This is a genomic window from Pseudomonas sp. ASL9 (assembly GCF_056680335.1).
This window is the reverse complement of record NZ_CM155277.1, coordinates 5,419,236-5,443,376: the sequence shown is the minus strand read 5'-3', so window position 1 is coordinate 5,443,376 and position 24,141 is coordinate 5,419,236. Positions and strand designations below refer to the sequence as shown.

Sequence of the window (24,141 nt, the reverse complement as noted above, 5' to 3'; positions counted from 1 at the left end):
TTATTTCACATGATCAAATCTTTACGCCCATTGTTTTTCGCCAGCCTTCTTTTGCCCCTGGCCATGTCTGTTGCCGCTGCCCCCATTAACACCGCTCTACCGCCCAAGGTTCAACAAGCCCTCAAAGCCAGCAAGCTGCAGAACGATGCCTTGTCTCTGGTGATGCTGCCACTCAATGGCCCCGGCACCGCGACCGTGTTCAATGCCGATGTTTCGGTCAACCCGGCATCGACCATGAAACTGGTCACCACCTATGCGGCGCTGGAAATGCTCGGGCCGAACCATCACTGGAAAACCGAATTTTTCACCGACGGCACCCTGAGCAATGGCGTGTTGCATGGCAACCTCTACCTCAAGGGTGGCGGCGATCCCAAGCTCAACATGGAAAAACTCTGGCTTCTGATGCGTGACCTGCGCGCCAATGGCGTGCAACAGGTAACCGGCGATCTGGTCCTGGACCGCAGTTATTTCGTCCAGCCGCAATTACCCGTGTTCAACGACGACGGCAATGACGAGAACAAACCGTTCCTGGTCAAACCCGACTCGCTGATGATCAACCTGAAAGCCCTGCGCTTTGTCGCACGCAACGACTCCGGCAAAGTGCTGGTGTCTGTCGAGCCACCGATTGCCAGCATTCATATCGACAATCAGGTCAAGGCGCTGGCCTCAGATAAATGCACCGGGGACGTGCGTTACAGCCCCATAACCCAGGCCGATGGCGGCATGACTGTCGTGGTCAGCGGTCAGTTGGGACAAGGCTGCAACTCGCAAACCTACCTGTCACTACTGGACCATCCAACCTATTCCGCAGGCGCAGTACGCGCAATTTGGCAGGAACTGGGCGGCACCATTTTGGGCAAGGACCGGGCCGATCTTGTACCCGGCAATGCCAAGCTGCTGGCCAAGGCGTTTTCCCCGGATCTGGCCGAGATCATTCGTGACATCAATAAATACAGCAACAACACCATGGCTCAGCAACTGTTCCTGAGCCTTGGCGCGAAGTTTCGCAATGAAGCCGACGGCGATGATGCCAAAGCCGCGCAGCGCGTGATTCGTCAGTGGCTGGCAAAAAAAGGCATTACCGCGCCGCACCTGGTGATGGAAAATGGTTCTGGTCTTTCTCGCGCCGAGCGGGTCAGTGCACGTGAAATGGCGACGATGCTGCAAGCCGCTTGGCGCAGCCCCTACGCCGCCGAGTACATGAGTTCCCTACCGCTGGCGGGTATGGACGGCACCATGCGCAAACGCCTCAAAACCACGCCATTGAGGGGCGAAGCGCACATCAAGACCGGCACCCTGAATACCGTGCGCGCGATTGCCGGTTTCAGCCGCGACAGCAATGGCAATACCTGGGTGGTAGTCGCGATCCTCAACGATTCACGGGTAGGCGGTACGTCGTCAGTGCTGGATGAGGTATTGCTCGATCTGTATCGCCAACCGAAACTGGCCAGTACTGCCATTTCTCTGCAGCCTTGATCCTGGGGAGGGGCTGAACGCAAGCCGCGCCGGCCCTTTCATCACAGGCAAACCTGCTGCCACAACGGTTGTGGACTGATCACGACATTGGTGGGAGCCCTCGCCGCGTCTTCGACGCTGCGCTGTCGCGTAGCAAGCTGGGTTGCGATTTGTGTGCCGTGATCGGTGGCGGTGTGTCAGATAAGACGCCTTCGCGAATAAATTCGCTCCCACCGGGGTCTTGATTTGCCTTTGATTTTTAAGTGAATTGACTCTCGAATTACGGCAAGGCCCCTTTTCCAGGAGGCCGAGCGCAGGCGTTGCGCAGGGGAGGTACGAGGCAAGGATGCCGAGTAAGCCGCACGGGGCCAGGGACGGCCCCTTGCGGCGACCCCCGGAGCAACGCCGGAGCGAGGGAAGTCCGAGCCTTAGCGAAGACCCGTATGGAGGGGCAAGCGTTAATGAGATGGTCAGCCCAGCACGGGAACCCCGGTAAATCTAAACTTACCGGGTTCTCATTTTCTCGAAGGAGATCGCTCATGAACAGCTTGACGTTGCTAGGTCTTGATATTGGAAAAAATACCTTTCACCTCATAGGGCACGACGCCTGCGGCCATCAAGTGCTGCGCAAGCAGTTCAATCGCAACCGCCTGCTTCAGTTCGCTGCGCAGCTAAAGCCCTGCACGATAGTGATGGAGTCCTGTGGTGGCTCACACTGGCTTGCCAGGAAGCTCATTTCTTCGGCCATCAGGCAAAACTTATTGCACCGCAGCATGTGAAGCCCTACGTCACGGGCAACAAAAACGACTACATAGACGCTGAGGCGATCTGTGAAGCTGCGTCCCGCCCTAAAACACACTACGTCGCCGTCAAAACTGTGGAGCAGCAAGTACTGTCGACCCAGCACCGCCTCCGAGAGGCGTTAGTGTGCCAACGAACTCAAACGATAAATCGCGTTCATGGATTCCTTCTTGAGTTTGGAATTGCGTTGCCCGCGACAAAAGCAGCCATGAACCAGATTCATCAGATACTGGATGACCCTGCCGCTGAATTGCCTCAACAGTTGAAGTTGTTTATTGAGCATCTGCTGGAGGACATTAATCGGATCACAGGGGAGATTAAGTCCATTGACCGCAGCATCAAGGACCAAGTGGTAGCTGATGATGCGGGATCACGACTGATGAGCATCCCCGGCATCGGCCCGATCACCGCTAGCGCGCTGCTGGCCGACATCGGGGACGCTTCCAATTTTCGCTCAGCACGAGACTTCGCCGCGTCTTTGGGACTGGTGCCGAGACAGTATTCAACGGGTGGCCAAACGGTGCTGCTGAACATCAGCAAGCGAGGTGACAAATACCTTCGAAAGCTGATGGTTCAAGGCTCTCGGGCGGTACTGGTGCGTATAGACAAGCGTACGGATGCTTTGGGGAGTTGGTGCAGAGACCTGCTCACACGAAAGCACCCGAACAAAGTCGCCTGCGCCTTGGCCAACAAACTGGCAAGAATCGTATGGGCCGTGTTAACTCGCGGAACTAGCTACAACGCACAATCCTTGGCTTGATCAAACACACTACCGGCTTTTGCGACGACAACGATGATGACGATAAACAGCTCAAATCCCGCCTGAAAACCTGGTAACCGAAACAGCTTTCGAAGCTGAAGCGTTTTTCAAGGACAGGCAGGAGCGACTACTCATCAAGGGCCGGGCAGCAAAGCTGCCCATTACGAGCCCGGATACATTAGTGCAAGCCTGCTTTACCGCTCATCGTCCCGTGGTTGCAGGAGGTGGGCTGACCAGACATTCGGTTACCTTTTTGTGGTCCGGCGTCCCGACGTTTGTAAAAGGTGACACGCTGTAAGAGCGGAACCGTAATTCCAGCACACCAAAATGCCGGATATACACATCAAGACCAGCGCCAACACATTGTTTTTAAACGATTAAAAATCAGTTTGATAGGAGGCCTCGCCCCGTCTGCAACGCCGCGCTGTCGCGCAGCAAACGGGGTTGCGATTCTGTCCGCAGGGCGTAGGAACACGCTTGCCGGCGAAAACGGCGTATCAGCGACAGAAGTATTTTAGCTCATGACAACTCAGGTTCGACCCGATCACGCCCAGCCTGTTTAGCCGCATAAACCCCCGAGTCTGCCCGCAACAACAAGGCATCGCCACCCTCGGCAGCGCGCCAACTGGCGATACCGAAACTCGCCGTCACCACACCCACGCCATCGATGGGCTCGCTACGCAGTACATTCCACAATTCCAGCGCCAGCATATGAGCGCTTCCTACCGTGGTGCCAGGGCATAACACCATGAACTCCTCACCACCGAGACGGCAAAATACGTCATCTCGCCGTAGGCGCAGGTTGATCCGCTGACAGAGGCCTTGCAGCACCTGGTCGCCCACGGCATGACCGAATTTATCGTTGATCCGTTTGAAGTGATCAATATCGAGCATGATTACCGACAACTCTCCGCCATGCCGATGAACGCGAGACAACTCGGTCTTGAGCCGTTCCTGGAAATAACGACGGTTGTACACACCCGTCAGCACGTCAGTCACTGACAGCGCCCGCAACTCCTCCTCGACCCGCTTCAAGTCAGAAATATCGGAGATGAAGCCGTGCCACAGTACCCCGCCGTCGGGCAATCGCTCAGGCGTGGCCTCACCACGTAACCAGCGCTGCCCCTGCAGAGGCAACTCGACGCGATATTCCTCACGCCAAGGGGTCAGGTGCTCAGCGGAAAAGCAGATCGACTTTCTGATTCGATGCAAATCCATGGGGTGAATCCGATCAAACACTGCCTCAATACCGTGCGGCGTCACATCGGGAGGCAGTTCGTAGATCCGCCACAAACCGCTGCTGGTGTAGTTGAAACAGGAACTGCCATCGCTGTTCAGTTGGTACTGATAGATCCCCCCTGGCACTTGGGCACTGAGTTTTTCCAATAATTGATCGCGCGCAGCCAAGGCTTCATGGACCCGTCTGCCTTCAGTGATATCGACACAGATTGCAAGGTAACCTACCCAATGTTGATGCTCATCGCGTACCGCCGTCACCAGCATATTGACCACCAATGAGCTACCGTCGCAGCGCAGGAGGGTCCATTCCCGCGCCGGACGGACACCCTCTTCAATCGCCTCAACCAACATCGCCTCGGCAGCGGGAACATTGCGCCCATAACGCTGACTTAACTGCTCCCTATGGGCCTTAAGCTCGGTGGCAAGGTGCAAATCCCCCAGCGTAAACCGCCCCTGCACTTCATCACTGCTATAGCCGAGCATCAGCTGCGCACCGACGTTGAAGGTAGTGATAACACCACACAAGTCAGTCGCAATGATCGCCACCTGAGTCGCGGCGTTCAGCACGCTGCGCAATTCGGTGGTTCGCCGCTCGACCAGCAGCAAGGCGCGCCGACGCTGGTTGACCAGGCTATACAGCAATGCGCTGAGGATCAGACTGAGCAATTCCCCCAACACAATGAAGCTGACTGCTGACGACTGGTCGGTCGCAAGAAACGCGGCGGACGGACGAATTTCCAGCAAATATCCACGGCCTGCCATGCTCAATAACGTACTGATGCGCAGATCGCCTTCAACCGCTTCGTTGGCCGATTGGTAGAGCAGCTCGGGCTGGCCTGGCAAAGAAAGGTCGAACAACTGCAACGCCAGGTTATCGCGAGCCTGCTCAGGCAACCCTTCGGACATTAATTTACGCAGGCTGATCACTGCCATAACGTACCCCGACAGTCCCGGTTTCTGCGCACTGTTCTCGTGCGCCAGCGATAGCACTGGCGCCACCAGCAAAACCCCACTGGCAATGGCCGGTTCGAGCCCGACCAGATCCATCAGAGGCGAGACGACCATCTGACCCGATAGAGCCGCACGCTCGAGCGTGGTTAGACGCACGCCTTCGGAGGCCACATCAAAACCCAGCGGTAACGGCATCGTGCTTCGTGATTGGGTGTAGAGCACCGGAAAATATTCCGCGCGATCAAGTGCAGGCTTGAGTGCACCGGTTGCGTCCTGCTCGAGAATGGTAAACCCCGTCAATCCCAGCGAGCGCGCCGACTGCTCGAATTGCGAACGCTCCGCGCCAGCAACCTTTGGCGTCCAGGAATAGGCCTGCGTCCACACCAGCAAGGGTGCCGTATAACCCTCGAATTCAGCTTGAGTGATCTCATCGGAGAAGACAAAAAAACGGCGAAGACCGTCCAGGCGCTGGACTTGATCGTCAAAACGCTCCTGAATCCGACTGAACCGTTCGCCGGCCAGCAGATTGAAGCGCTGATGAAGTTGGCGTTGATGCCCCTCGTTGCTTGACGCCACAAGCATGACGGTCAACGCAGTACCTGCCACCCATGCAAGAACAGCCACAAACCACGGGCAGGCATTCTCGCTGATCAAGCCGAGAATCTTTGGGCGCACGTTATTGAGCGACATAAGCAAAAACTCATAACGCCAGCGTATTACGGCGTCACCTTGGCTATGGCTCAGTTATAGCTATTAGCCACTATTTTGCATAGTCCTACTCACGCTCTATCCCCAACTAATTTGGTCAGGGAGTAGAGCGACCCGAATTTAGCGGGCTGTGATGCGCCATGCACGGTGGATTTTGCTGTTGCGGGCGAAGTCCGGATCCACGGTTTGCGTAGTGATTTCCTCGACCGCATAACGCTCGCTGAGGTTTTCATCGAGCTGGAACTTGCGGAAGTTGTTGGAGAAATACAATACGCCGCCCGGCGCCAGACGTGCCATCGCCAAGTCAAGCAACTGTACCTGATCGCGTTGCACGTCGAAGATTCCTTCCATGCGCTTGGAGTTGGAGAACGTCGGCGGGTCGATGAAGATCAGGTCGTATTCATCGCGGCTCGCTTCCAGCCAGGCCATGACATCGCCCTGCTCCAGACGGTTCTTGTCAGAGAAACCATTGAGCGACAAATTGCGCCGCGCCCAATCCAGGTAGGTCTTAGACAGATCCACACTGGTGGTTGTACGTGCGCCACCCTTTGCCGCATGCACACTCGCGGTCCCCGTGTAGGCGTACAAGTTCAGGAAACGCTTGCCCGCCGCCTCACGCTGAATGCGCATACGCATTGGCCGGTGATCGAGGAACAGACCCGTATCCAGGTAATCGGTCAGGTTAACCAGCAGCTTGACGCCGCCTTCATTGACCTCCCGAAACTGTCCTTGTGCGCTTTGGCGCTCATACTGTTTGGTACCGCTCTGGCGTTCGCGGCGCTTGATCACCACACGGCTCTTGTCGATATTCAACGCTTGGGGAATCGCGGCCAATGCATCGAACAGTCGGGCCGATGCCTTTTCCGGATCGATCGTCTTGGGCGCTGCGTATTCCTGAACGTGAACCCAATCGTGATACAGATCGATGGCCAACGAATATTCCGGCATATCGGCATCGTAGACCCGATAGCAGTCGATCCCTTCACGGCGTACCCACTTGCCCAGCAACTTGAGGTTCTTCTGCAAGCGGTTGGCAAACATCTGCCCGCCTTCACTCAAGCGCGCCTGCTCAATAACCGGTTCAGGTTTGCGGATGGGATTGCCATTCTTGTTGTACTTTTCGTACTTCCCAGGCACTTCGACTTCGACCGATGCATCCGCCTCGACCTGCTCACGCTCCACCTGACGCTGTTCAGGCGTGCGTCGTTCGCCAGTGACGAACTGATCCGGCTGAACCTTGATCAGCAACAATTTGCACGGCAAGGCGCCGTTCCAGAAGGCATATTGCTTGTGGCTGCGAATACCCATGCGCTTGCCCAGATCCGGCGCGCCGGTGAACACCGCTGCTTCCCAGTTCAGGCACGCCTGACGCAGACGTTCGCCAAGGTTCTGATAGAGATAGAGCAAGCTTGCCTCATCACCCAGACGTTCGCCGTAAGGAGGGTTACAGATGACCAACCCTTTCTGGTTCTGATCCGGGCGTGGCTCAAACGTCGCGACTTCGCCCTGATAAACCTTGACCCATTCGCTCATCCCGGCGCGTTCGATGTTGTTGCGTGCTGGCTGAATCAGACGCGGGTCGGCTTCATAACCGCGAATCCACAGCGGCGGCTTGGCCAGACCGATGTCCGCCCGCGCCTGGGCTTCGTCGTGCAACTTATTCCACAATGCCGGGACGTGCCCGAGCCAGGCTGAAAAACCCCAGCGCTCACGCTTGAGGTTTGGCGCGATATCCGCGGCCATCATCGCGCCTTCCACCAGGAAGGTACCGACACCACACATCGGGTCTGTCAGCGCGCCGCCTTGGGCCGCGATGCGCGGCCAACCGGCACGCACCAGAATGGCTGCCGCCAGGTTCTCTTTCAACGGCGCCGCACCCTGCTGCAAGCGGTAACCGCGCTGATGCAAGCTATGCCCGGAAAGGTCCAGCGACAGAATCGCCTCACCACGGTCCAGGCGCAGGTGAACACGCAAGTCCGGGTTGAGCTTATCGACCGAAGGACGCAGGCCCGACGGGGTACGCAGTTTGTCGACGATCGCATCCTTGACCTTCAGCGCACCAAAGTGGGTGTTGTCGATCCCCGAACCGTTACCGCTGAACTCCACCGCGAGACTGCCCTCAGCGTCCAGGTGATCTTCCCATTCGATATCGAGTACACCGTGGTACAGGTCCTCGGCATCTTTCATCGGGAATCGCTTGAGCACCAGCAATACGCGGTTGGCCAGTCGCGACCAGAGGCATAGCCGATAGGCCGTCTCCATGTCGCCCATGCCACGAATGGCCGACGTGTGCTCGCGGGTCTCCTCGAGGCCAAGCCCGGTGGCTTCCTCAGCGAGCAAACCTTCGAGGCCTTTGGGGCAAGTAAGAAAGAGTTCGTAACGGTCCGACATGGGTAATCCAGGGCCTTAAGCGATAAGCGGAGGGGCAACGCATCGCCCGACCAGATTTTAAACAAGCGCCTTTCTTGGAGAACGCCTGCGTGGCACACACATTGTGCCGGTCCACCGTCATCGTCGCGTTGCGGCGATGCAGCAGTCAGTCCATCAACCTAGCGGCCAATGACAATTGATCGTTCGATCAGCGACCATTTACGTTGAAGATCGCGGTAATAAAAAGTCACATGCCGACCCTTCGTCTATTATCGGTTAAGAGCAATCCGCCATCATTCACCGTTGAAAACTCGAGCAGATCTTCAGCCAAAGCCTCGGGTCAGGGGGCTTGCGGCAAAAACACTCCTCTGAATGAGCGTCCTGCTTATGGCAATACCACATCGATAGTTACGTTCTTATGACAAAACGATCATTCACAGCGCCGGACGCATTGGTTAGAACTCAATACAGGTTGTCACCGCAACGATGACAACACCAAGCCCGCGACGCCGGCAGCGGGTACTAAAGGCAGAAGATTCTGCCCGACCTCGACATGAGGTCTCCAGGGACATTACAGTCAACAAACGAGGGCAACACCCTATGAGAAGACTTAAGCGTGATCCGTTGGAAAGAGCATTTTTACGCGGATATCAATTTGGTGTTCATGGTAAATCCCGTGAGCTTTGCCCCTTTACTCTACCGTCGGTACGCCAAGCCTGGATCAATGGCTGGCGAGAAGGACGCGGCGACAATTGGGACGGTATGACTGGCACTGCGGGCATCCACAGACTCAACGAACTTCACGCGGTCGGCTAATCAGGTACATTCCGATCAAGTTTTTTTAAAATTTTCAACGTTTGACCTAAACCATGCACGCCTCACCCGGGCGGCGGGCTAAAGCCCAAGGGGTTCCGTAAAGGAACCCCTTTTTTATGCGTTGCGTGGAGGCGCCATTCCTGCTATCGCATCAACCGACTGACGAATCAACGCCGGCCCTTTATAGATGAAGCCCGAATAGATCTGCACCAGACTCGCACCTGCGGCGATTTTCTCAGCCGCATGCTTGCCTTCGGTGATCCCGCCCGCCGCAATGATCGGCAACCGACCCGCCAATTCGCCTGCCAGTATCCTGACCGTATGCGTACTCTTTTCGCGAACCGGCGCGCCCGACAGACCGCCGGCTTCGTCGGCGTGAGGTAAACCTTCGACACCCTTGCGACTGAGCGTGGTGTTGGTGGCAATCACCGCATCCATACCCGATTCGACCAGTGCAACGGCGACCTGCACGGTCTCCTCATCGGTCATGTCAGGGGCGATCTTGATGGCCAGCGGCACGCGCCTGCCGTGTTTTTGCGCCAGGTCTTCCTGACGCAGACGCAGGGCTTCGAGCAATTGCTTGAGTGAGTCGCCAAATTGCAGGCTACGCAAGCCTGGCGTGTTCGGCGAACTGACATTCACGGTCACGTAGCTGGCATGAGCGTAGACCTTATCCAGACAGATCAGGTAGTCATCCACGGCCCGCTCGACCGGGGTGTCGAAATTCTTGCCGATGTTGATCCCGAGGATGCCGCGGTATTTAGCCGCCTGTACCCGGCTGATCAAATGATCGACCCCCAGATTGTTGAAACCCATGCGATTGATGATTGCCTCGGCATGGGGCAGACGAAAAATCCGCGGCTTCGGATTACCCGGCTGTGGACGTGGGGTCACGGTGCCGACTTCGACAAAACCAAAGCCTAGCTGCGCAAAGCCATCGATCGCCGTCCCATTTTTGTCCAGCCCGGCTGCCAACCCGACCGGGTTGGGGAAGTTCAGGCCCATGACCGTGACCGGCAACTGCGCAGGCGCCTTGCTCAACAAACCATTGAGCCCCAAACGCCCCCCAGCACCGATCAAATCCAGCGACAGGTCATGGGACGTTTCCGGGGAAAGTTTGAACAATAACTGGCGGGCCAGGTTATACATGGGCGGTCTTGGCTCGTGAGCAGTTGAATTTAGGGCCGCGATTATAGACGGGCTGGGGCTCATAGGCGAGTTAGAACTTGTAGCGCGCTTGCCCTGTGCCCTTCCTGAAACGGCAAGCGCGCTGGAGAGTCTGAAACGTCAGGTTACCAAGTCAAATTGACCGAAACCAGGCTGAGCAACAAGCTCTCCGGCTCGACATAAAGTGATATAGGGACTTGTCATGAGCAAGGATGACTCGAAAGATCCTTTCAACCGCTTTAGGCCCTCTAATCGAAATCTTCCCAACGGTGGTGGCTCGTGGGCAGCCTGGAATAAACCCTCTGAGCCAGAGCGGGTTTACATCGCGGAAGATCGATGGCCGCCCCCCAAGAAACGTACAGACCTGGTCTTTGCCAAGTCCTGCATTTCTGGCAAATGGTGCCGCACTAACGCCGGTACAGAGCCCACCTCCAACTTCGGCAACGTGATGGTGGCGGGTGCCATGCTTATTCCATCTGCCAGCACCGCTGTAGCGACGGCCCTCGGTGCCGATCTGGCGCTGGGTCGCATGGCCGGGGGCGGAATCATGCAGCGGGGCTTCAATTGGGCAATACGCGGCGCGGGCGGGCCTGCCAGCATTTTCATACTGGGGATGCTCCCGGCCAAAATGGGCGACGGCACACTCTACACCGACGACCAGTTGCGCATGATGAGTCGCGCTCCCACACGTGTGCGCTTCCAGTTCCGCCGCGACGCCGAGGGCGCGCTACAGGTCTACGGCATTCACACCTCCGCATCAGGCGACGACATGGTACGCACGGTGCAGGCCACGTGGAACACCGATAAAACCGCGTTGGAGGCCAAGCTCAACGGCATCACCATCCTGTGGACACCGCAGCACGGACGACTGGGAGAAATGCCGCCGTTGGTTTATCCCGACAACAATAGCGAACAGTTAGGCACTATCCTGGTCCACCCGATCCCGGACGGCACAGACTCACAGATTGAAGGCCTTCCCGGCGAAGACATCACCACTGATGACTGTATTCTGGTGTTTCCGGCGAATACGGGTCTGAACTCGCTGTATGTGGTGTTTGCTCGACCTATTGGTGGCGACCACAGCTATCACCCGGCCCCAAATGGGCTGACAGCCTTTCCGGATGCAGCACTCAGCCCCTCGAAGAGCTCAGTCAAAGATGGCGGGCATAAACGTAAACGCTGGAAAGATCGCAAGGGTCGAATTTATGAGTGGGATTATGAGAATGGCCGGGGTGAGCTGTACGACAAACAAGGCAAGCATCTGGGAGAGTTCAACCCTGACACGGGAGAACGCACAAAGGACGCCGAGCCAGGCCGAACCACACCAAAATAATCTCAATAGGAGATGTCGCCCCGTCTGCTACGCCGCGCTGTCGCGCAGCAAACTGGTTTTGATTTGCGTGGTGTGATCGTTTAGTTGTGTGTCAAGCACGCAGCCTTCGCAGGCAAGCCTGCTCCCACAGGATTTTGATCTGTTGTTGGGATTTGGAGTGAGTTGACTCTCGAATTACGGCAAGGCCCCGTTTCCAGAAGGCCGAGCGCAGGCGTTGCGCAGGGGGTAACGAGGCAGGACGCCGAGTTAGCCGCACGGGGCCATGGATGGCCCCTTGCGGCGGCCCCCGGAGCAACGCCGGAGCGAGGGAAATCCGAGCCTAAGCGAGGATCCGTATGGAGGGGCAAGCCTTTTGGCGGGACCTTTTTGGCGTTTGAAAAAGGTTCCTCGCTGTAAGAGCGAAACCATAATTCCAGCACACCAAAATGCCGGATATACACATCAAGACCAGCGCCAACACATTGTTTTTAAAAGATTATAAATCAGTTTGATAGGAGTCCGAAAAATGCAACATGAGATTCTTGCATTCGACAAGAAAACCGAGGAATTGGCTTTCCGTATTGAGATCCCTGCCGACCAGTTCGATAAATTAGCGAAGCTAATGGCCTGGAGTGAGCCAGAAGATGCGATATATGAGTACGACCTATCGGCAGAGCAGATAGGCAGCCTTGAAACCATGACTGGCAAGACCTTTAGTAGTCCGGACTATATTTTTCAGTTGTCTTGTAGTGTTTGAGCCTGGTGGTGCTCGGTAAGGTGTATCGGCCTGATGATTACGGACGAACTACATCAAAGCTCGGTCGAAAAGTAGAGAAATAGGAGCTTTTATGTATCTATGTATCAGTGGATTCCTGCCTGAAAACGTCGAAGATACTTCGCTGAAAGATGAACTAGAGGTGCCGCCTCAGTTTGAGTCAGCGGTACTAGAGGTAATGGGGTGGCAAAGCGTTGCAAAAAGCCCAGACGGCGAGTGGCTGCTAACAGGTGACCAATCCCACCAGATTGCGGCGGCGATCAATGAGCCCCTGCCTGGAGACTTGGATCTATTCATCGGCGTGGAAGCCTAGCCAACCAACTAGGCACCCGAGGGCAAGCCAGACAGGTGCGCAGTCTAGGCAAAGCCACCACCCTAGAGCGCTATTCAGTTCCGCCTCGATGCCGAGGGCGCACTATAGGTTATGTGTCGCGGCAAGCGATGGCATATGCCTTGCACATCCCACCGTTATCTACACTTGTTCCAACGGCGGAGCGAGGCATCGGACAATGGCGTCGCGACCGTCTTTGCATTTGCAAACGACTGCGCGACGCCTTTTTTATGGATGGCGTATCACGATGAACACCCCTACGAGCAATGCTCTGGCCTGGGTTGCTGGCAGCGACGCCCCAGAAAAAAATGCCATCGACCTGGGCTTTATGGCCCTGACCGACTGCGCGCCGCTGGTGGTTGCCGCCACCCAAGGGTTTGCTCAGCCTTATGGCCTGACGCTGAACCTGAAACGCCAGTCGTCCTGGGCCAATCTGCGCGACAAGTTGGTCAGTGGCGAACTGGACGCCGCTCACAGCCTTTATGGTCTGATCTACGCCGTGCAACTGGGCATCAGCGGCTCCGTGAGCACCGACATGGCGGTGCTGATGGGGCTGAATCAAAACGGGCAAAGCATCAACTTATCCAAAGCGCTGCAGGACGCGAACGTGACCAATCCTGAGGCACTGGATCGGTACGTGCACCAAAGCCGTACAAAACTGACGTTTGCCCAGACCTTTCCCACCGGCACACACGCCATGTGGCTGTACTACTGGCTCGCGAGCCAAGGCATTCACCCGCTGAACGACGTTAATAGCGTGGTCGTGCCGCCGCCGCAAATGGTCGCGCACCTGCAAGCCGGGCGTATTGACGGTTGTTGTGTCGGCGAACCGTGGTGCGCCAGCGCGGTGAATCAGGGCCTTGGCTTTACCTTGGCGACGACTCAGGCGATCTGGCCCGATCACCCGGAAAAAGTGCTCGGTTGCACCCGCGAGTTTGTCGAGAGCTACCCCAACACCGCGCGGGCGCTGGTCATGGCGGTATTGGAAGCCAGCCGCTTCATCGAACAAAACGACGAAAATCGCCGGAGTACCGCGCAATTGCTCAGCGGCAGCGATTACCTCAACACGCCGGTAGACTGCATAGAACCACGGCTCATGGGCGACTATGCCGACGGTCTCGGTAACCACTGGCATGACCCGCACGCCGTGCGCTTTCACGGCGCGGGTGAAGTCAACCTCCCCTACCTGTCCGACGGCATGTGGTTCATGACTCAGTTCCGCCGCTGGGGCCTATTGCGCGAAGACCCTGACTACCTTGGGATCGCCACGCAAGTGCAGCAACTGAAGCTGTATAGCCAGGCAGCGGCCTCTGTCGGCGTTGCAGTCCCTGAGTCTGCCATGCGCAGCAGCCAACTGATTGATGGCAAAGTCTGGGACGGCAGCGAACCCGCAGCCTATGCACATAGCTTCAAGTTGCACGCGCTGGCCGATGCCATACCCACCCGTGTCAGTCGCTGAAGGAAGTCGCGAACATGCTGCGTATCCTGCTGATAAATGACACGGCGAAAAAAGTCGGACGCCTCAAGGCCGCACTCAGCGAAGCCGGTTTCGAGGTAATCGATGAGTCGGGGCTGACCATAGACTTACCTGCACGGGTAGAAGCGGTGCGCCCCGACGTCATTTTGATCGACACCGAATCCCCCGGCCGCGACGTGATGGAGCAAGTGGTGCTGGTCAGCCGCGATCAGCCGCGCCCTATCGTCATGTTCACCGATGAGCATGATCCGCTCGTCATGCGCCAGGCCATCAAGTCTGGAGTGAGCGCCTACATCGTTGAAGGTATTAATGCCCAACGCCTGCAACCGATTCTGGACGTGGCCATGGCCCGTTTTGAGAGCGATCAAGCGCTGCGTGCCCAATTACAGGCACGCGATCAGCAATTGGTGGAGCGAAAACGCATCGAATTGGCCAAGGGCCTGTTGATGAAGATGAAGGACTGCAAAGAAGAAGAGGCCTACACCCTGATGCGTCGCCAAGCCATGAGCCGCCAGCAGAAGCTGATCCAGGTGGCTGAGCAGATCATTGCCATGAGTGAGTTACTGGGATGATTTGGTTGCTCTGACGCGCCGCGCGAGGGCAATCATCGCCTGATGGCCCGCCTTTTGCTTTATCCATCACAGGCAGCCAACGGCGGTTGCCCCACATTACGACAAAGACGTCGCATACCCCTCTCGCAAACGCGAATCGGGTTGCGGCGTTTTTTTTTGCATTCGGGCCTCAGGCCACAACTCTTTTTGCAGATGAGGTGTTCAATGAATACAAGCTTCTGGAAAGCCGGCCATAAACCGACTCTGTTCGCAGCCTTCCTGTATTTCGACCTGAGTTTCATGGTCTGGTACCTGCTCGGCCCAATGGCCGTACAGATCGCCGGCGACCTGCACCTGACCACCCAGCAGCGCGGATTGATGGTAGCGACGCCGATTCTGGCGGGTGCTTTTCTGCGCGTGTTCATGGGCCTGCTCGCGGACAAATTATCACCCAAGACGGCCGGCATCATCGGTCAAGTGGTCGTTATTGGTGCGTTGTTGACGGCCTGGCAGCTCGGCATCCACAGCTATGAGCAAGCTTTGCTGCTCGGGGTGTTCCTGGGCATGGCAGGCGCCGCGTTCGCAGTTGCCCTGCCGCTGGCCTCGCAATGGTACCCGGCCGAGCACCAAGGCAAGGCCATGGGCATCGCCGGTGCAGGCAATTCCGGCACCGTGTTCGCGGCCCTGATCGCCCCCGCACTGGCCCTGGCCTTTGGTTGGACCAACGTGTTCGGTTTTGCCCTGATTCCGCTGATCCTGGCCCTGATCGTTTTTACATTGATGGCCCGCAATTCCCCGCAGCGGGCCAAAACAAAATCCATGGCTGACTACATGAAAGCCTTGGGTGACCGCGACACCTGGTGGTTCATGTTCTTCTACGCTGTAACGTTTGGCGGCTTTATTGGCTTGGCCAGCGCCCTGCCAGGCTACTTCAACGACCAATACGGCCTGAGCCCCGTGACTGCAGGCTATTACACGGCGGCCTGTGTATTCGGTGGCAGCATGATGCGTCCGCTCGGCGGCGCGCTCGCGGACCGATTCGGCGGGATTCGTACCCTGTCGGGGATGTACGCAGTGGCAGCCGTCGGCATTGCCGCCGTCGGTTTTAACCTGCCCAGTTCCTGGGCTGCCTTGGCGCTGTTTGTCTCGGCAATGCTTGGCCTTGGTGCAGGTAACGGCGCGGTGTTCCAACTGGTGCCGCAGCGCTTTCGCCAGGAAATAGGTGTCATGACCGGCTTGATCGGCATGGCCGGCGGTGTCGGCGGTTTTCTGCTGGCAGCGGGCCTGGGTGCGATCAAGCAGAACACTGGCGACTACCAAATGGGTCTGTGGCTGTTCGCCAGCCTCGGCGTATTAGCCTGGTTCGGCCTGCATAACGTCAAACGCCGCTGGAGAACCACATGGGGTTCGGCAGCGGTGACGGCGGCGCGAGTTTAACCTCCCCGATGAGCTTGCAACTGAGCTTCGCCCATTTCAGCGCCAGTGGTCCGCGCACGGAAAATCAGGACGCGGGTCGCTTGGTGACGCCGATGCCGGCTCTGGCGGCGAGCAAAGGCTACCTGTTCGCCCTCGCCGACGGTGTCAGCCACTGTGCCGACGGCGGGCTGGCGGCCCGCTCGACCTTGCAGGCACTGGCGCTGGATTACTACGCCACCCCGGAAACCTGGGGTGTCGCGCAATCGCTAGACCGCCTGTTGCTGGCTCAAAATCGCTGGCTACAGGCCAACGGCCTGCTAACCACACTGAGCGCCATCGTATTGCGCGGGCGGCGTTTCACCCTGGCCCATGTTGGCGATTGTCGGGTTTACCGCTGGCACGCCGGTCAACTGTTGCGCGTCAGTGAGGACCATGTCTGGGAACAACCCGACATGCAGCACGTACTCAAGCGCGCGCTGGGGCTCGATCAATATGTGGTCATGGACTATCTCGACGGCGAATTGCGCGAGGGCGAACGTTGGCTGCTGCTCAGTGATGGCGTATGGGCAACGCTCAGCGAAGCCAGCATCACCTCAATCCTGCGCGAACAGGACACTCTCGACAACGCGGTGCAGACCTTGGTCAGTGCCGCGCATCTGGCGGGCAGTCAGGACAACGCCAGCGCCCTGCTGATTCAGGTTGATGGACTGGGGCAGGATAACCTTGGCGACACCCTGATCCAGCTTCAGCAATGGCCACTACCTCCCGCGCTGAAACAGGGCCAAGGGTTTGAAGGCTGGCAGGTGGAAGCGCTACTCGGGCAGTCGCGGCAGTCCTTGCTGTATCGGGTGCGTGATCGACAGCAACAGCCATGGCTACTGAAAACCCTGCCTGCGAGTCGTCATGCCGAAGGCAATGCCGGACAAAGCCTGCTGCTGGAAGAGTGGTTTTTGCGACGCGTGGCCGGACGGTTTTTCCCTGAGGTTCACCCCATCCCCGAGCGTCAACATCTGTATTACGTGATGCGCGAATACCCCGGCCAGACCTTGGCTGAGGTGTTCGAGGAAAACGGCCCACTGCCATTGCCACAATGGCAGGACTTGGCCATACGCTTGCTGCGCGCCCTGGGTCTATTGCATCGGCGCAACATCGTGCATCGCGACATCAAGCCGGAGAACCTGTTGCTTGATGAGGATGGCGAGCTACGGGTGCTGGATTTCGGCCTGGCTTATTGCCCCGGCCTGTCAGTGGACACGGCCAACGACTTACCCGGCACACCCAGCTACATCGCCCCCGAAGCCTTTGACGGCGTCGAACCTACTGGGCAGCAGGACTTATACAGCGCAGGAGTAACCCTGCACTACCTGCTCACCGGGCACTATCCCTATGGCGAAATCGAAGCGTTTCAGCACCCGCACTTTGGCGTGTCGGTTCCGGCCAGCCGCTATCGACCGGACGTACCGGATTGGCTGGAGCGCAACCTGAGTCGAGCGTTGAGCGCAGACCCAACCCAGCGTTACGAAACGGCTGAAGAGTGGTTGCTGGAACTGGAGCAGGCCGAGCTGACCACGCTCAAGGTCAAGCCCAGGCCGCTATTGGAACGGGAGCCGCTGAAGGTCTGGCGAACACTGGCACTGACGTCGTTGCTGGTGAATCTGCTGATCATTGTCTGGGTGCTGCACGGCTAACTATACTTTTGCCAGCGCTTCGCACTGGATCGCGGGCAAGCGCGCTCTCATCAAACTGATTTTTAATCTTTTAAAAACAATGTGTTGGCGCTGGTCTTGATGTGTATATCCGGCATTTTGGTGTGCTGGAATTACGGTTTCGCTCTTACAGCGAGGAACCTTTTCCAGGCGCCGAAAAGGTCCCGCCAAAAGGCATGCCCCGCCATACGGATCCTCGCTTAGGCTCGGATTTCCCTCACTCCGGCGTTGCTCCGGGGGTCGCCTCAAGGGGCCATCCATGGCCCCGTGCGGCTAACTCGGCGTCCTGCCTCGTTACCCCCTGCGCAACGCCTACGCTCGGCCTCCTGGAAACGGGGCCTTGCCGTAATTCGATACTCAATTCACACAAAATCTCAACGACAGATCAAAAACCTGTGGGAGCAAGCTTGCAACTACGCGTCCCGCTGCGAAGTATGCGTGCCTGACACACCACTAAACGATCACGCCACGCAAATCAAAACCAGTTTGCTGCGCGACAGCGCGGCGTCGCAGACGGGGCGAGGCCTCCTATAAGACCTGTGTTTGCACCAGATCCGCGCAATCCGCTTCAAATCAGTGCAGAAAAAACGACCGAAACGCCAGAACCCCCAGTAAAACCGAACCTTCCCCAACTTGGCACAACCCCTGCACTAGCTTCATCAAGCAATTTATAAAGTGCCAGCTTTCAACGACGAAAGCTGCGCTTCCCGAGAGAACGGGACTGGACAAAGGCGTCCTCGCTAGGTGACTAGCGGGACGCCTTTTTTTGTTTGCGCGGAATTTGTCGAGCACGCCCCTCGTGGTCTCTCGGAGGCACTATGAAAAAACTCAAACTGGTGATGATTGGCAACGGCATGGCCGGCGTTCGCACCCTCGAAGAGCTGCTCAAACTGAGCGCCGACCTGTACGACATCACCGTGTTCGGCGCAGAGCCTCACCCCAATTACAACCGCATTCTGCTCTCGCCCGTTTTGGCCGGTGAGCAAACGTTCGACGAGATCGTGCTCAACGATTTGAGCTGGTACCTGGAAAACAACATCCAACTGCTGCTCAACCGCAAAGTGGTGAAGATCGACCGCGCCAAGCGCCTGGTGATCGCCGACGACGGCACCGAAGCCCACTATGATCGTCTGCTGATCGCCACCGGCTCTACGCCCTTCATTTTGCCAATCCCCGGCAACGACCTGCAGGGTGTGATCGGCTACCGCGACATCGCCGACACCCAGATCATGATCAACACCGCCAAGACCCACACCCACGCCGTGGTCATCGGCGGCGGCCTACTCGGCCTTGAAGCCGCCAACGGCCTCAAGGTACGTGGTATGGACGTAACCGTGGTGCACAATGGCGAATGGCTACTGGAACGTCAACTGGACAAGACTTCCGCTCTGTTGCTGCAAACCGAACTGGAACAACGCGGCCTGACGTTCCGCCTGAAAGAACAAACCCAGGCACTGCTAGACGACGGCAAAGGCCGGGTGAAAGCCGTGCAATTCAAGAACGGCGATGTAATCCCTGCCGATCTGGTGGTTATGGCCGCCGGTATCCGCCCCGCCACCGAATTGGCCGAGCAGGCTGGCATCCCATGCAACCGGGGGATTCTCGTCAACGACACCCTGCAAACCTACGACCCGCGTGTTTATGCCATTGGCGAATGCGCCAGCCATCGCGGTATTGCCTACGGGCTGGTGGCGCCGCTGTTCGAACAGGCCAAGGTCTGCGCCAACCACCTGGCGCAACTGGGCTTCGCGCGCTATCAGGGCTCGGTGACCTCGACCAAGTTGAAAGTGACCGGCATCGACCTGTTTTCCGCAGGTGACTTCATGGGCGGCGAAGGCACTGAAACCATCACCCTTTCCGACCCGATTGGCGGGGTCTATAAAAAACTGGTGATCAAGGACGACGTACTGGTCGGCGCCTGCTTGTATGGCGACACCGCAGACGGCGGCTGGTACTTCCGCCAGATCCGCGAAAACCATCAGATCAACGAAATCCGCGACCACCTGATGTTCGGCGAAAACGCCTTGGGCGACGTCGGCCATCAGGGTCAGGACAAAGCCATGGGCATGGCCGACAGCGCCGAAGTCTGCGGCTGCAATGGCGTCTGTAAAGGCACCATCGTCAAGGCGATTCAGGAACACGGGCTGTTCAGCGTCGATGACGTGAAAAAACACACCAAGGCGGCCAGCTCCTGTGGCTCTTGCGCCGGTCTGGTGGAACAGATTCTGATCAACACCGTGGGTGGCGCAGCAGACGTCAAACCGAAGAGCGAAAAAGCCATCTGCGGTTGCAGCGACCTGAACCACGGGCAAATCCGCAAGGCCATCCGCGAACAGCACCTGCTGACCATCGCTGGCGCCATGAATTACATGAACTGGCGCACCCCAAACGGCTGCGCCACCTGCCGTCCGGCGCTGAACTATTACCTGATTTCCACCTGGCCGGGCGAGGCGAAAGACGATCCGCAATCGCGCCTGATCAACGAGCGCGCTCACGCCAACATCCAGAAAGACGGTACTTATTCGGTGGTACCAAGGATGTGGGGCGGCGTGACCAACCCGTCCGAGCTGCGACGCATTGCCGATGTCGCCGACAAATACAACGTGCCCATGGTCAAGGTCACTGGCGGGCAACGCATCGACCTGCTGGGGATCAAGAAGCAGGATTTGCCGGGTGTCTGGAAAGACCTCGACATGCCTTCCGGCCACGCCTACGGCAAATCGATCCGCACGGTAAAGACCTGTGTCGGCAGTGAGTTCTGCCGCTTCGGCACACAGAATTCGACCCAACTGGGCATCGAACTGGAGCACGACCTGTTCAACATGTGGTCGCCGCACAAGGTCAAATTGGCCGTCTCTGGCTGCCCACGTAACTGCTCGGAAGCCGGGATCAAGGACGTCGGCATCATCGGTGTCGACTCCGGCTGGGAGATGTACATCGGTGGTAATGGCGGGATCAAGACTGAAGTCGCCGAGTTCTTCGTCAAGCTGAAAACCGCCGAAGAAGTCCGCGAGTACAACGGCGCTTTCCTGCAGCTGTATCGCGAAGAAGCCTTCTACCTGGAGCGCACCGTGCACTACCTGCAGCGGGTCGGTATGGAGCACATCAAAAAAGCGGTGCTGGAAGATCACGACAACCGCCGGGCCCTGAACGCGAAATTGCAGTTTTCACTGTCATTCGAGCAGGACCCGTGGAAAGAGCGCATCGAACAACCGCTACTGAAAAAAGAATTCGAACGCATCCCTGTGGAGGTGCTGGCATGAACTGGCTCGATATCTGCGCCCTGGAAGACATCAACCCGCTGGGCTCGCGCATCATCGAAGGGCCCAAGGGGGACATCGCCATCTTCCGCACCAGCGACGACGAAGTCTTCGCCCTCGACGACCGTTGCCCACACAAGGGCGGTCCACTGTCTCAGGGGCTGATCTATGGCAAGCGTGTGGCGTGCCCGCTGCACAACTGGCAGATCGACCTGGAGTCGGGTGAGGCGCAGGCGCCGGACGTGGGCTGTACGCACAAACACTTGGCCCGAGTAGAAAACGGCCGCGTGCAACTGGCATTGAAGGAAGCAGCATAATGCGCCCACCCGCCGCTACAACGCAGATCACCGCGTCGACCTGCTGTTATTGCGGGGTTGGCTGTGGCGTGCTGATCGAGCATGACCATGAGCGCATTCTCGGCGTCAGCGGCGATCCCCTGCACCCGGCCAACTTCGGCAAGTTGTGCAGCAAAGGATCAAGCCTGCACCTGACTGGCGACTTGACGGCTCGGGCGCTGTACCCGGAACTGCGCCTGGGAAAATCCTTGGCGCGCAGCGTCACCGATTGGGACACAGCGCTTGACCATGCTGCCAACGTGTTCGCTGACACCATTCGCGAACACGGCCCGGACAGCGTTGCGTTTTACGTCTCCGGGCAACTGCTGACCGAGGACTACTACGCGTTCAATAAACTGGCCCGAGCACTGGTTGGCACCAACAACATCGACAGCAATTCGCGACTGTGCATGTCTTCGGCGGTGGTTGGCTACAAGCGCAGCCTGGGGGCCGACGCCCCACCGTGTAACTACGAAGACATTGAGCTTAGCGACTGCGTGCTGATCGTTGGCAGCAACATGGCTTACGCCCATCCGGTGCTGTTCCGCCGCCTGGAAGAAGCGAAAAGCCAACGGCCGGACATGAAAATAATCGTGGTCGACCCGCGCCGCACAGACACCTGCGAGCTGGCAGACCTGCACCTGGCGATCCAGCCCGGCACCGATGTCGCGCTGTTTCACGGCATCCTGCACCTGCTGCTGTGGGAGGACTGGATCGATCGCAGCTTTATCGACCAGCACACGCAGGGCTACGCAGAGTTAAAGACCCTGGTGCGCGATTACACCCCGCAAATGGTCGCCGAGATCTGCGGCATTCCCGTGGATCAACTGCATGCCTGCGCGCAATGGATTGGCACCGCCCCGAGCTTTCTGTCGCTGTGGTGCATGGGCTTGAATCAGTCCACTGCGGGCAGCGCCAAGAACAGCGCGCTGATCAACCTGCATCTGGCCACCGGGCAGATCGGCCGCCCCGGCGCAGGCCCCTTCTCTCTCACTGGCCAGCCGAATGCCATGGGCGGCCGCGAAACAGGAAGCTTGTCCAATCTGCTGCCGGGCCATCGCGAAGCGGCCAACGCCACACACCGCGCAGAGGTTGCCGCGTATTGGGGGGTCGATGCGCTACCCGCCACGACCGGCCTGACCGCCATCGAGTTGTTCGAGCAATTGCAGACAGGCAAGATCAAGGCGCTTTGGATCGCCTGCACTAACCCGGCTCAGTCGTTGCCGGACCAACAAAAGATCCAGCAGGCGCTGACCACTTGCCCCTTTGTGGTCCTGCAGGAAGCCTTTCGCACCACCGAAACCTGCCGCTTTGCCGACCTGCTGTTGCCTGCGGCCAGTTGGGGTGAAAAAGAAGGCACGGTCACCAACTCAGAACGACGTATCTCTCACGTGCGCCAAGCGATACCGGCCCCCGGCCAGGCACGTGCAGATTGGGCGATTACCGTGGACTTCGCTCAACGCCTGGAACAACGGCTACGTCCGGGCATACCCAGCCTGTTCGCTTTTGATCAACCCAAAGCGCTGTTCGACGAGTACAAACAACTGACGCGTGAGCGTGACCTGGATCTGTCGGGCATCAGCTATGCCTTGCTCGATCAACAAGGCCCCCAACAATGGCCGTTCCCAACCGGTGCCCAGACAGGTACAGCGCGCTTGTACGGCGATGGTATTTTTCCCACCGAGTCGGGCCGCGCCAATTTCGTTGCCGAGCCCTACCGAGCGGCCAAGGAGCTGCGTGACGCACGCTTCCCGCTAACCCTGAACACAGGCCGCTTGCGCGATCAATGGCACGGCATGAGCCGTACAGGGACCGCTGCCCGGTTGTTCGGCCATGTCAGCGAAGCCGTATTGAGCCTGCACCCGGACGAGCTACGCCGTCATCGTCTGCAAGCGGGCGATCTGGTAAGTCTGAAAAGTCGTCGCGGTAGCTTGATCGTGCCCGTCAGCAGCGATGACAGCGTACGACCAGGCCAGGCGTTCTTGCCCATGCACTGGGGTGATCGCTTTCTCAAGGGTGGCGTTAACGTCCTCACGCAACCGGCGTTCGACCCGCTGTCCAAGCAACCGGAGCTCAAGCACGCAGGTGTACGCATCGAGGCCGTGACGTTGCCGTGGCAACTGTTTGCGCTGGTCGAAGGCGACGTACAGGCCCACCTCGAAGCCCTGCGCCCACTGTGCGAAAACTTTGCCTACGCCAGCCTCAGCCTGGCCGGTCGCGAGCGTCCTGCCCTGCTGATTCGCGCTGCCAGCGCCCAAGCGCCGGACAATCAATTACTTACACAGATCGACCAGCTACTTGGCCTGAATGAAGGCCCCGTACTGTCCTATGACGACCCGCGCCGCTCTATTGGCAAGCGGGTGCGCATCGAAAATGGCCGGATCACCGCCATCCGCCTGGCAGGGGAAACTATCGCCCGGCATTGGTTGCAGAGCCTGTGGCTGGAGGGTCGCGCCGATGAACAACTGCGCCGCTGGCTGCTGGCACCGATCAGCACCCCGCCGGGTAGCGCGGCGGCCTCGCCTCACGGCAGCAAGACCTTGTGCAACTGCATGAATGTCAGCGAAAGCGCCGTGCTGGCCGGGATTGGTCGCGGGCTTGATCTGATTGAACTGAAAACACAACTGGGCTGCGGTAGCCAATGTGGCTCGTGCGTACCGGAAATCAAACGACTGCTGGCGGCCAACCCGCTGCCAATGGCAATTAGCTAA

At 58.1% G+C, this 24,141-nt stretch carries 15 protein-coding genes and 1 pseudogene; 13 read left to right on the top strand and 3 right to left on the bottom strand.

Annotation, left to right across the window (positions count from 1 at the left end; translation table 11 throughout):
* The first annotated feature begins 9 nt into the window (after positions 1-9).
* Together dacB and AC1ME2_RS25110 are read left to right on the top strand one after the other, a co-directional pair.
* Positions 10-1,476: a D-alanyl-D-alanine carboxypeptidase/D-alanyl-D-alanine endopeptidase gene (gene dacB, locus AC1ME2_RS25115; RefSeq protein ID WP_480437723.1), complete on the top strand. Its 1,467-nt coding sequence runs from the start codon at positions 10-12 to the stop codon at positions 1,474-1,476.
* A 518-nt stretch (positions 1,477-1,994) separates the two neighbouring features.
* A pseudogene (locus AC1ME2_RS25110) lies at positions 1,995-3,016 on the top strand (IS110 family RNA-guided transposase).
* Positions 3,017-3,535: 519 nt separating this feature from the next.
* Here AC1ME2_RS25110 and AC1ME2_RS25105 read toward each other — a convergent pair.
* Both AC1ME2_RS25105 and rlmKL read right to left on the bottom strand, forming a co-directional pair.
* Positions 3,536-5,896: a sensor domain-containing diguanylate cyclase gene (locus AC1ME2_RS25105; RefSeq protein WP_480437722.1), complete on the bottom strand. Its 2,361-nt coding sequence runs from the start codon at positions 5,894-5,896 to the stop codon at positions 3,536-3,538.
* 138 nt (positions 5,897-6,034) lie between these two features.
* Positions 6,035-8,305, bottom strand: coding sequence for a bifunctional 23S rRNA (guanine(2069)-N(7))-methyltransferase RlmK/23S rRNA (guanine(2445)-N(2))-methyltransferase RlmL (rlmKL, locus tag AC1ME2_RS25100; protein WP_480437721.1), 2,271 nt, complete (start codon positions 8,303-8,305; stop codon positions 6,035-6,037).
* A 579-nt stretch (positions 8,306-8,884) separates the two neighbouring features.
* Between rlmKL and rmf the strand changes: the two genes are divergently transcribed.
* Positions 8,885-9,100 (top strand): ribosome modulation factor, encoded by a 216-nt coding sequence (gene rmf / locus AC1ME2_RS25095; protein ID WP_080290409.1) that lies wholly within the window; start codon positions 8,885-8,887, stop codon positions 9,098-9,100.
* Positions 9,101-9,214: 114 nt separating this feature from the next.
* Here rmf and AC1ME2_RS25090 read toward each other — a convergent pair whose 3' ends face one another.
* Entirely contained in the window at positions 9,215-10,249 is a 1,035-nt protein-coding gene (locus tag AC1ME2_RS25090; RefSeq protein WP_480437719.1) for a quinone-dependent dihydroorotate dehydrogenase, read from the bottom strand.
* Between the two features lie 220 nt (positions 10,250-10,469).
* Here AC1ME2_RS25090 and AC1ME2_RS25085 point away from each other — a divergent pair, with 220 nt between their 5' ends.
* The 10 genes from AC1ME2_RS25085 (at position 10,470) to AC1ME2_RS25040 (ending at position 24,141) form a co-directional block, all read left to right on the top strand.
* Positions 10,470-11,600: an S-type pyocin domain-containing protein gene (locus tag AC1ME2_RS25085; protein WP_480437717.1), complete on the top strand. Its 1,131-nt coding sequence runs from the start codon at positions 10,470-10,472 to the stop codon at positions 11,598-11,600.
* 505 nt (positions 11,601-12,105) lie between these two features.
* Positions 12,106-12,336 carry a DUF7683 domain-containing protein gene (locus tag AC1ME2_RS25080; protein ID WP_480437715.1) on the top strand — a complete coding sequence of 77 codons (231 nt, stop codon included), beginning with the start codon at positions 12,106-12,108 and terminating at the stop codon, positions 12,334-12,336.
* 91 nt (positions 12,337-12,427) lie between these two features.
* Positions 12,428-12,667 (top strand): pyocin S6 family toxin immunity protein, encoded by a 240-nt coding sequence (locus AC1ME2_RS25075; RefSeq protein WP_480437714.1) that lies wholly within the window; start codon positions 12,428-12,430, stop codon positions 12,665-12,667.
* Between the two features lie 265 nt (positions 12,668-12,932).
* On the top strand, positions 12,933-14,144 hold the full coding sequence (locus AC1ME2_RS25070; RefSeq protein WP_480437713.1) for a CmpA/NrtA family ABC transporter substrate-binding protein: 1,212 nt from the start codon (positions 12,933-12,935) through the stop codon (positions 14,142-14,144).
* 14 nt (positions 14,145-14,158) lie between these two features.
* Complete coding sequence (locus AC1ME2_RS25065) at positions 14,159-14,734, top strand: ANTAR domain-containing response regulator (RefSeq protein ID WP_480437711.1); 576 nt, start codon at positions 14,159-14,161, stop codon at positions 14,732-14,734.
* A gap of 204 nt (positions 14,735-14,938) precedes the next feature.
* Positions 14,939-16,150, top strand: coding sequence for a nitrate/nitrite transporter (locus AC1ME2_RS25060; RefSeq protein ID WP_480437709.1), 1,212 nt, complete (start codon positions 14,939-14,941; stop codon positions 16,148-16,150).
* Between the two features lie 8 nt (positions 16,151-16,158).
* Positions 16,159-17,817: a bifunctional protein-serine/threonine kinase/phosphatase gene (locus tag AC1ME2_RS25055; protein WP_480442329.1), complete on the top strand. Its 1,659-nt coding sequence runs from the start codon at positions 16,159-16,161 to the stop codon at positions 17,815-17,817.
* Positions 17,818-18,653: 836 nt separating this feature from the next.
* Positions 18,654-21,098 (top strand): nitrite reductase large subunit NirB, encoded by a 2,445-nt coding sequence (gene nirB, locus AC1ME2_RS25050; RefSeq protein ID WP_480437706.1) that lies wholly within the window; start codon positions 18,654-18,656, stop codon positions 21,096-21,098.
* Positions 21,095-21,412: a nitrite reductase small subunit NirD gene (gene nirD / locus AC1ME2_RS25045; RefSeq protein WP_219060220.1), complete on the top strand. Its 318-nt coding sequence runs from the start codon at positions 21,095-21,097 to the stop codon at positions 21,410-21,412. Before nirB ends, nirD begins: the two co-directional genes overlap by 4 nt.
* Positions 21,412-24,141 carry a nitrate reductase gene (locus AC1ME2_RS25040; RefSeq protein WP_480437705.1) on the top strand — a complete coding sequence of 910 codons (2,730 nt, stop codon included), beginning with the start codon at positions 21,412-21,414 and terminating at the stop codon, positions 24,139-24,141. The genes nirD and AC1ME2_RS25040 overlap by 1 nt, the downstream gene beginning before the upstream one ends.

Bases quoted from the DNA above. Each gene is read 5' to 3' on its own strand.
- AC1ME2_RS25070 (WP_480437713.1), top strand. From the start codon at position 12,933: ATGAACACCCCTACGAGCAATGCTCTGGCCTGGGTTGCTGGCAGCGAC.
- AC1ME2_RS25105 (WP_480437722.1), bottom strand. From the start codon at position 5,896: ATGTCGCTCAATAACGTGCGCCCAAAGATTCTCGGCTTGATCAGCGAG.
- rlmKL (WP_480437721.1), bottom strand. From the start codon at position 8,305: ATGTCGGACCGTTACGAACTCTTTCTTACTTGCCCCAAAGGCCTCGAA.
- AC1ME2_RS25065 (WP_480437711.1), top strand. From the start codon at position 14,159: ATGCTGCGTATCCTGCTGATAAATGACACGGCGAAAAAAGTCGGACGC.
- rmf (WP_080290409.1), top strand. From the start codon at position 8,885: ATGAGAAGACTTAAGCGTGATCCGTTGGAAAGAGCATTTTTACGCGGA.
- dacB (WP_480437723.1), top strand. From the start codon at position 10: ATGATCAAATCTTTACGCCCATTGTTTTTCGCCAGCCTTCTTTTGCCC.
- nirD (WP_219060220.1), top strand. From the start codon at position 21,095: ATGAACTGGCTCGATATCTGCGCCCTGGAAGACATCAACCCGCTGGGC.
- AC1ME2_RS25075 (WP_480437714.1), top strand. From the start codon at position 12,428: ATGTATCTATGTATCAGTGGATTCCTGCCTGAAAACGTCGAAGATACT.
- nirB (WP_480437706.1), top strand. From the start codon at position 18,654: ATGAAAAAACTCAAACTGGTGATGATTGGCAACGGCATGGCCGGCGTT.
- AC1ME2_RS25090 (WP_480437719.1), bottom strand. From the start codon at position 10,249: ATGTATAACCTGGCCCGCCAGTTATTGTTCAAACTTTCCCCGGAAACG.
- AC1ME2_RS25040 (WP_480437705.1), top strand. From the start codon at position 21,412: ATGCGCCCACCCGCCGCTACAACGCAGATCACCGCGTCGACCTGCTGT.
- AC1ME2_RS25060 (WP_480437709.1), top strand. From the start codon at position 14,939: ATGAATACAAGCTTCTGGAAAGCCGGCCATAAACCGACTCTGTTCGCA.
- AC1ME2_RS25080 (WP_480437715.1), top strand. From the start codon at position 12,106: ATGCAACATGAGATTCTTGCATTCGACAAGAAAACCGAGGAATTGGCT.
- AC1ME2_RS25055 (WP_480442329.1), top strand. From the start codon at position 16,159: ATGAGCTTGCAACTGAGCTTCGCCCATTTCAGCGCCAGTGGTCCGCGC.
- AC1ME2_RS25085 (WP_480437717.1), top strand. From the start codon at position 10,470: ATGAGCAAGGATGACTCGAAAGATCCTTTCAACCGCTTTAGGCCCTCT.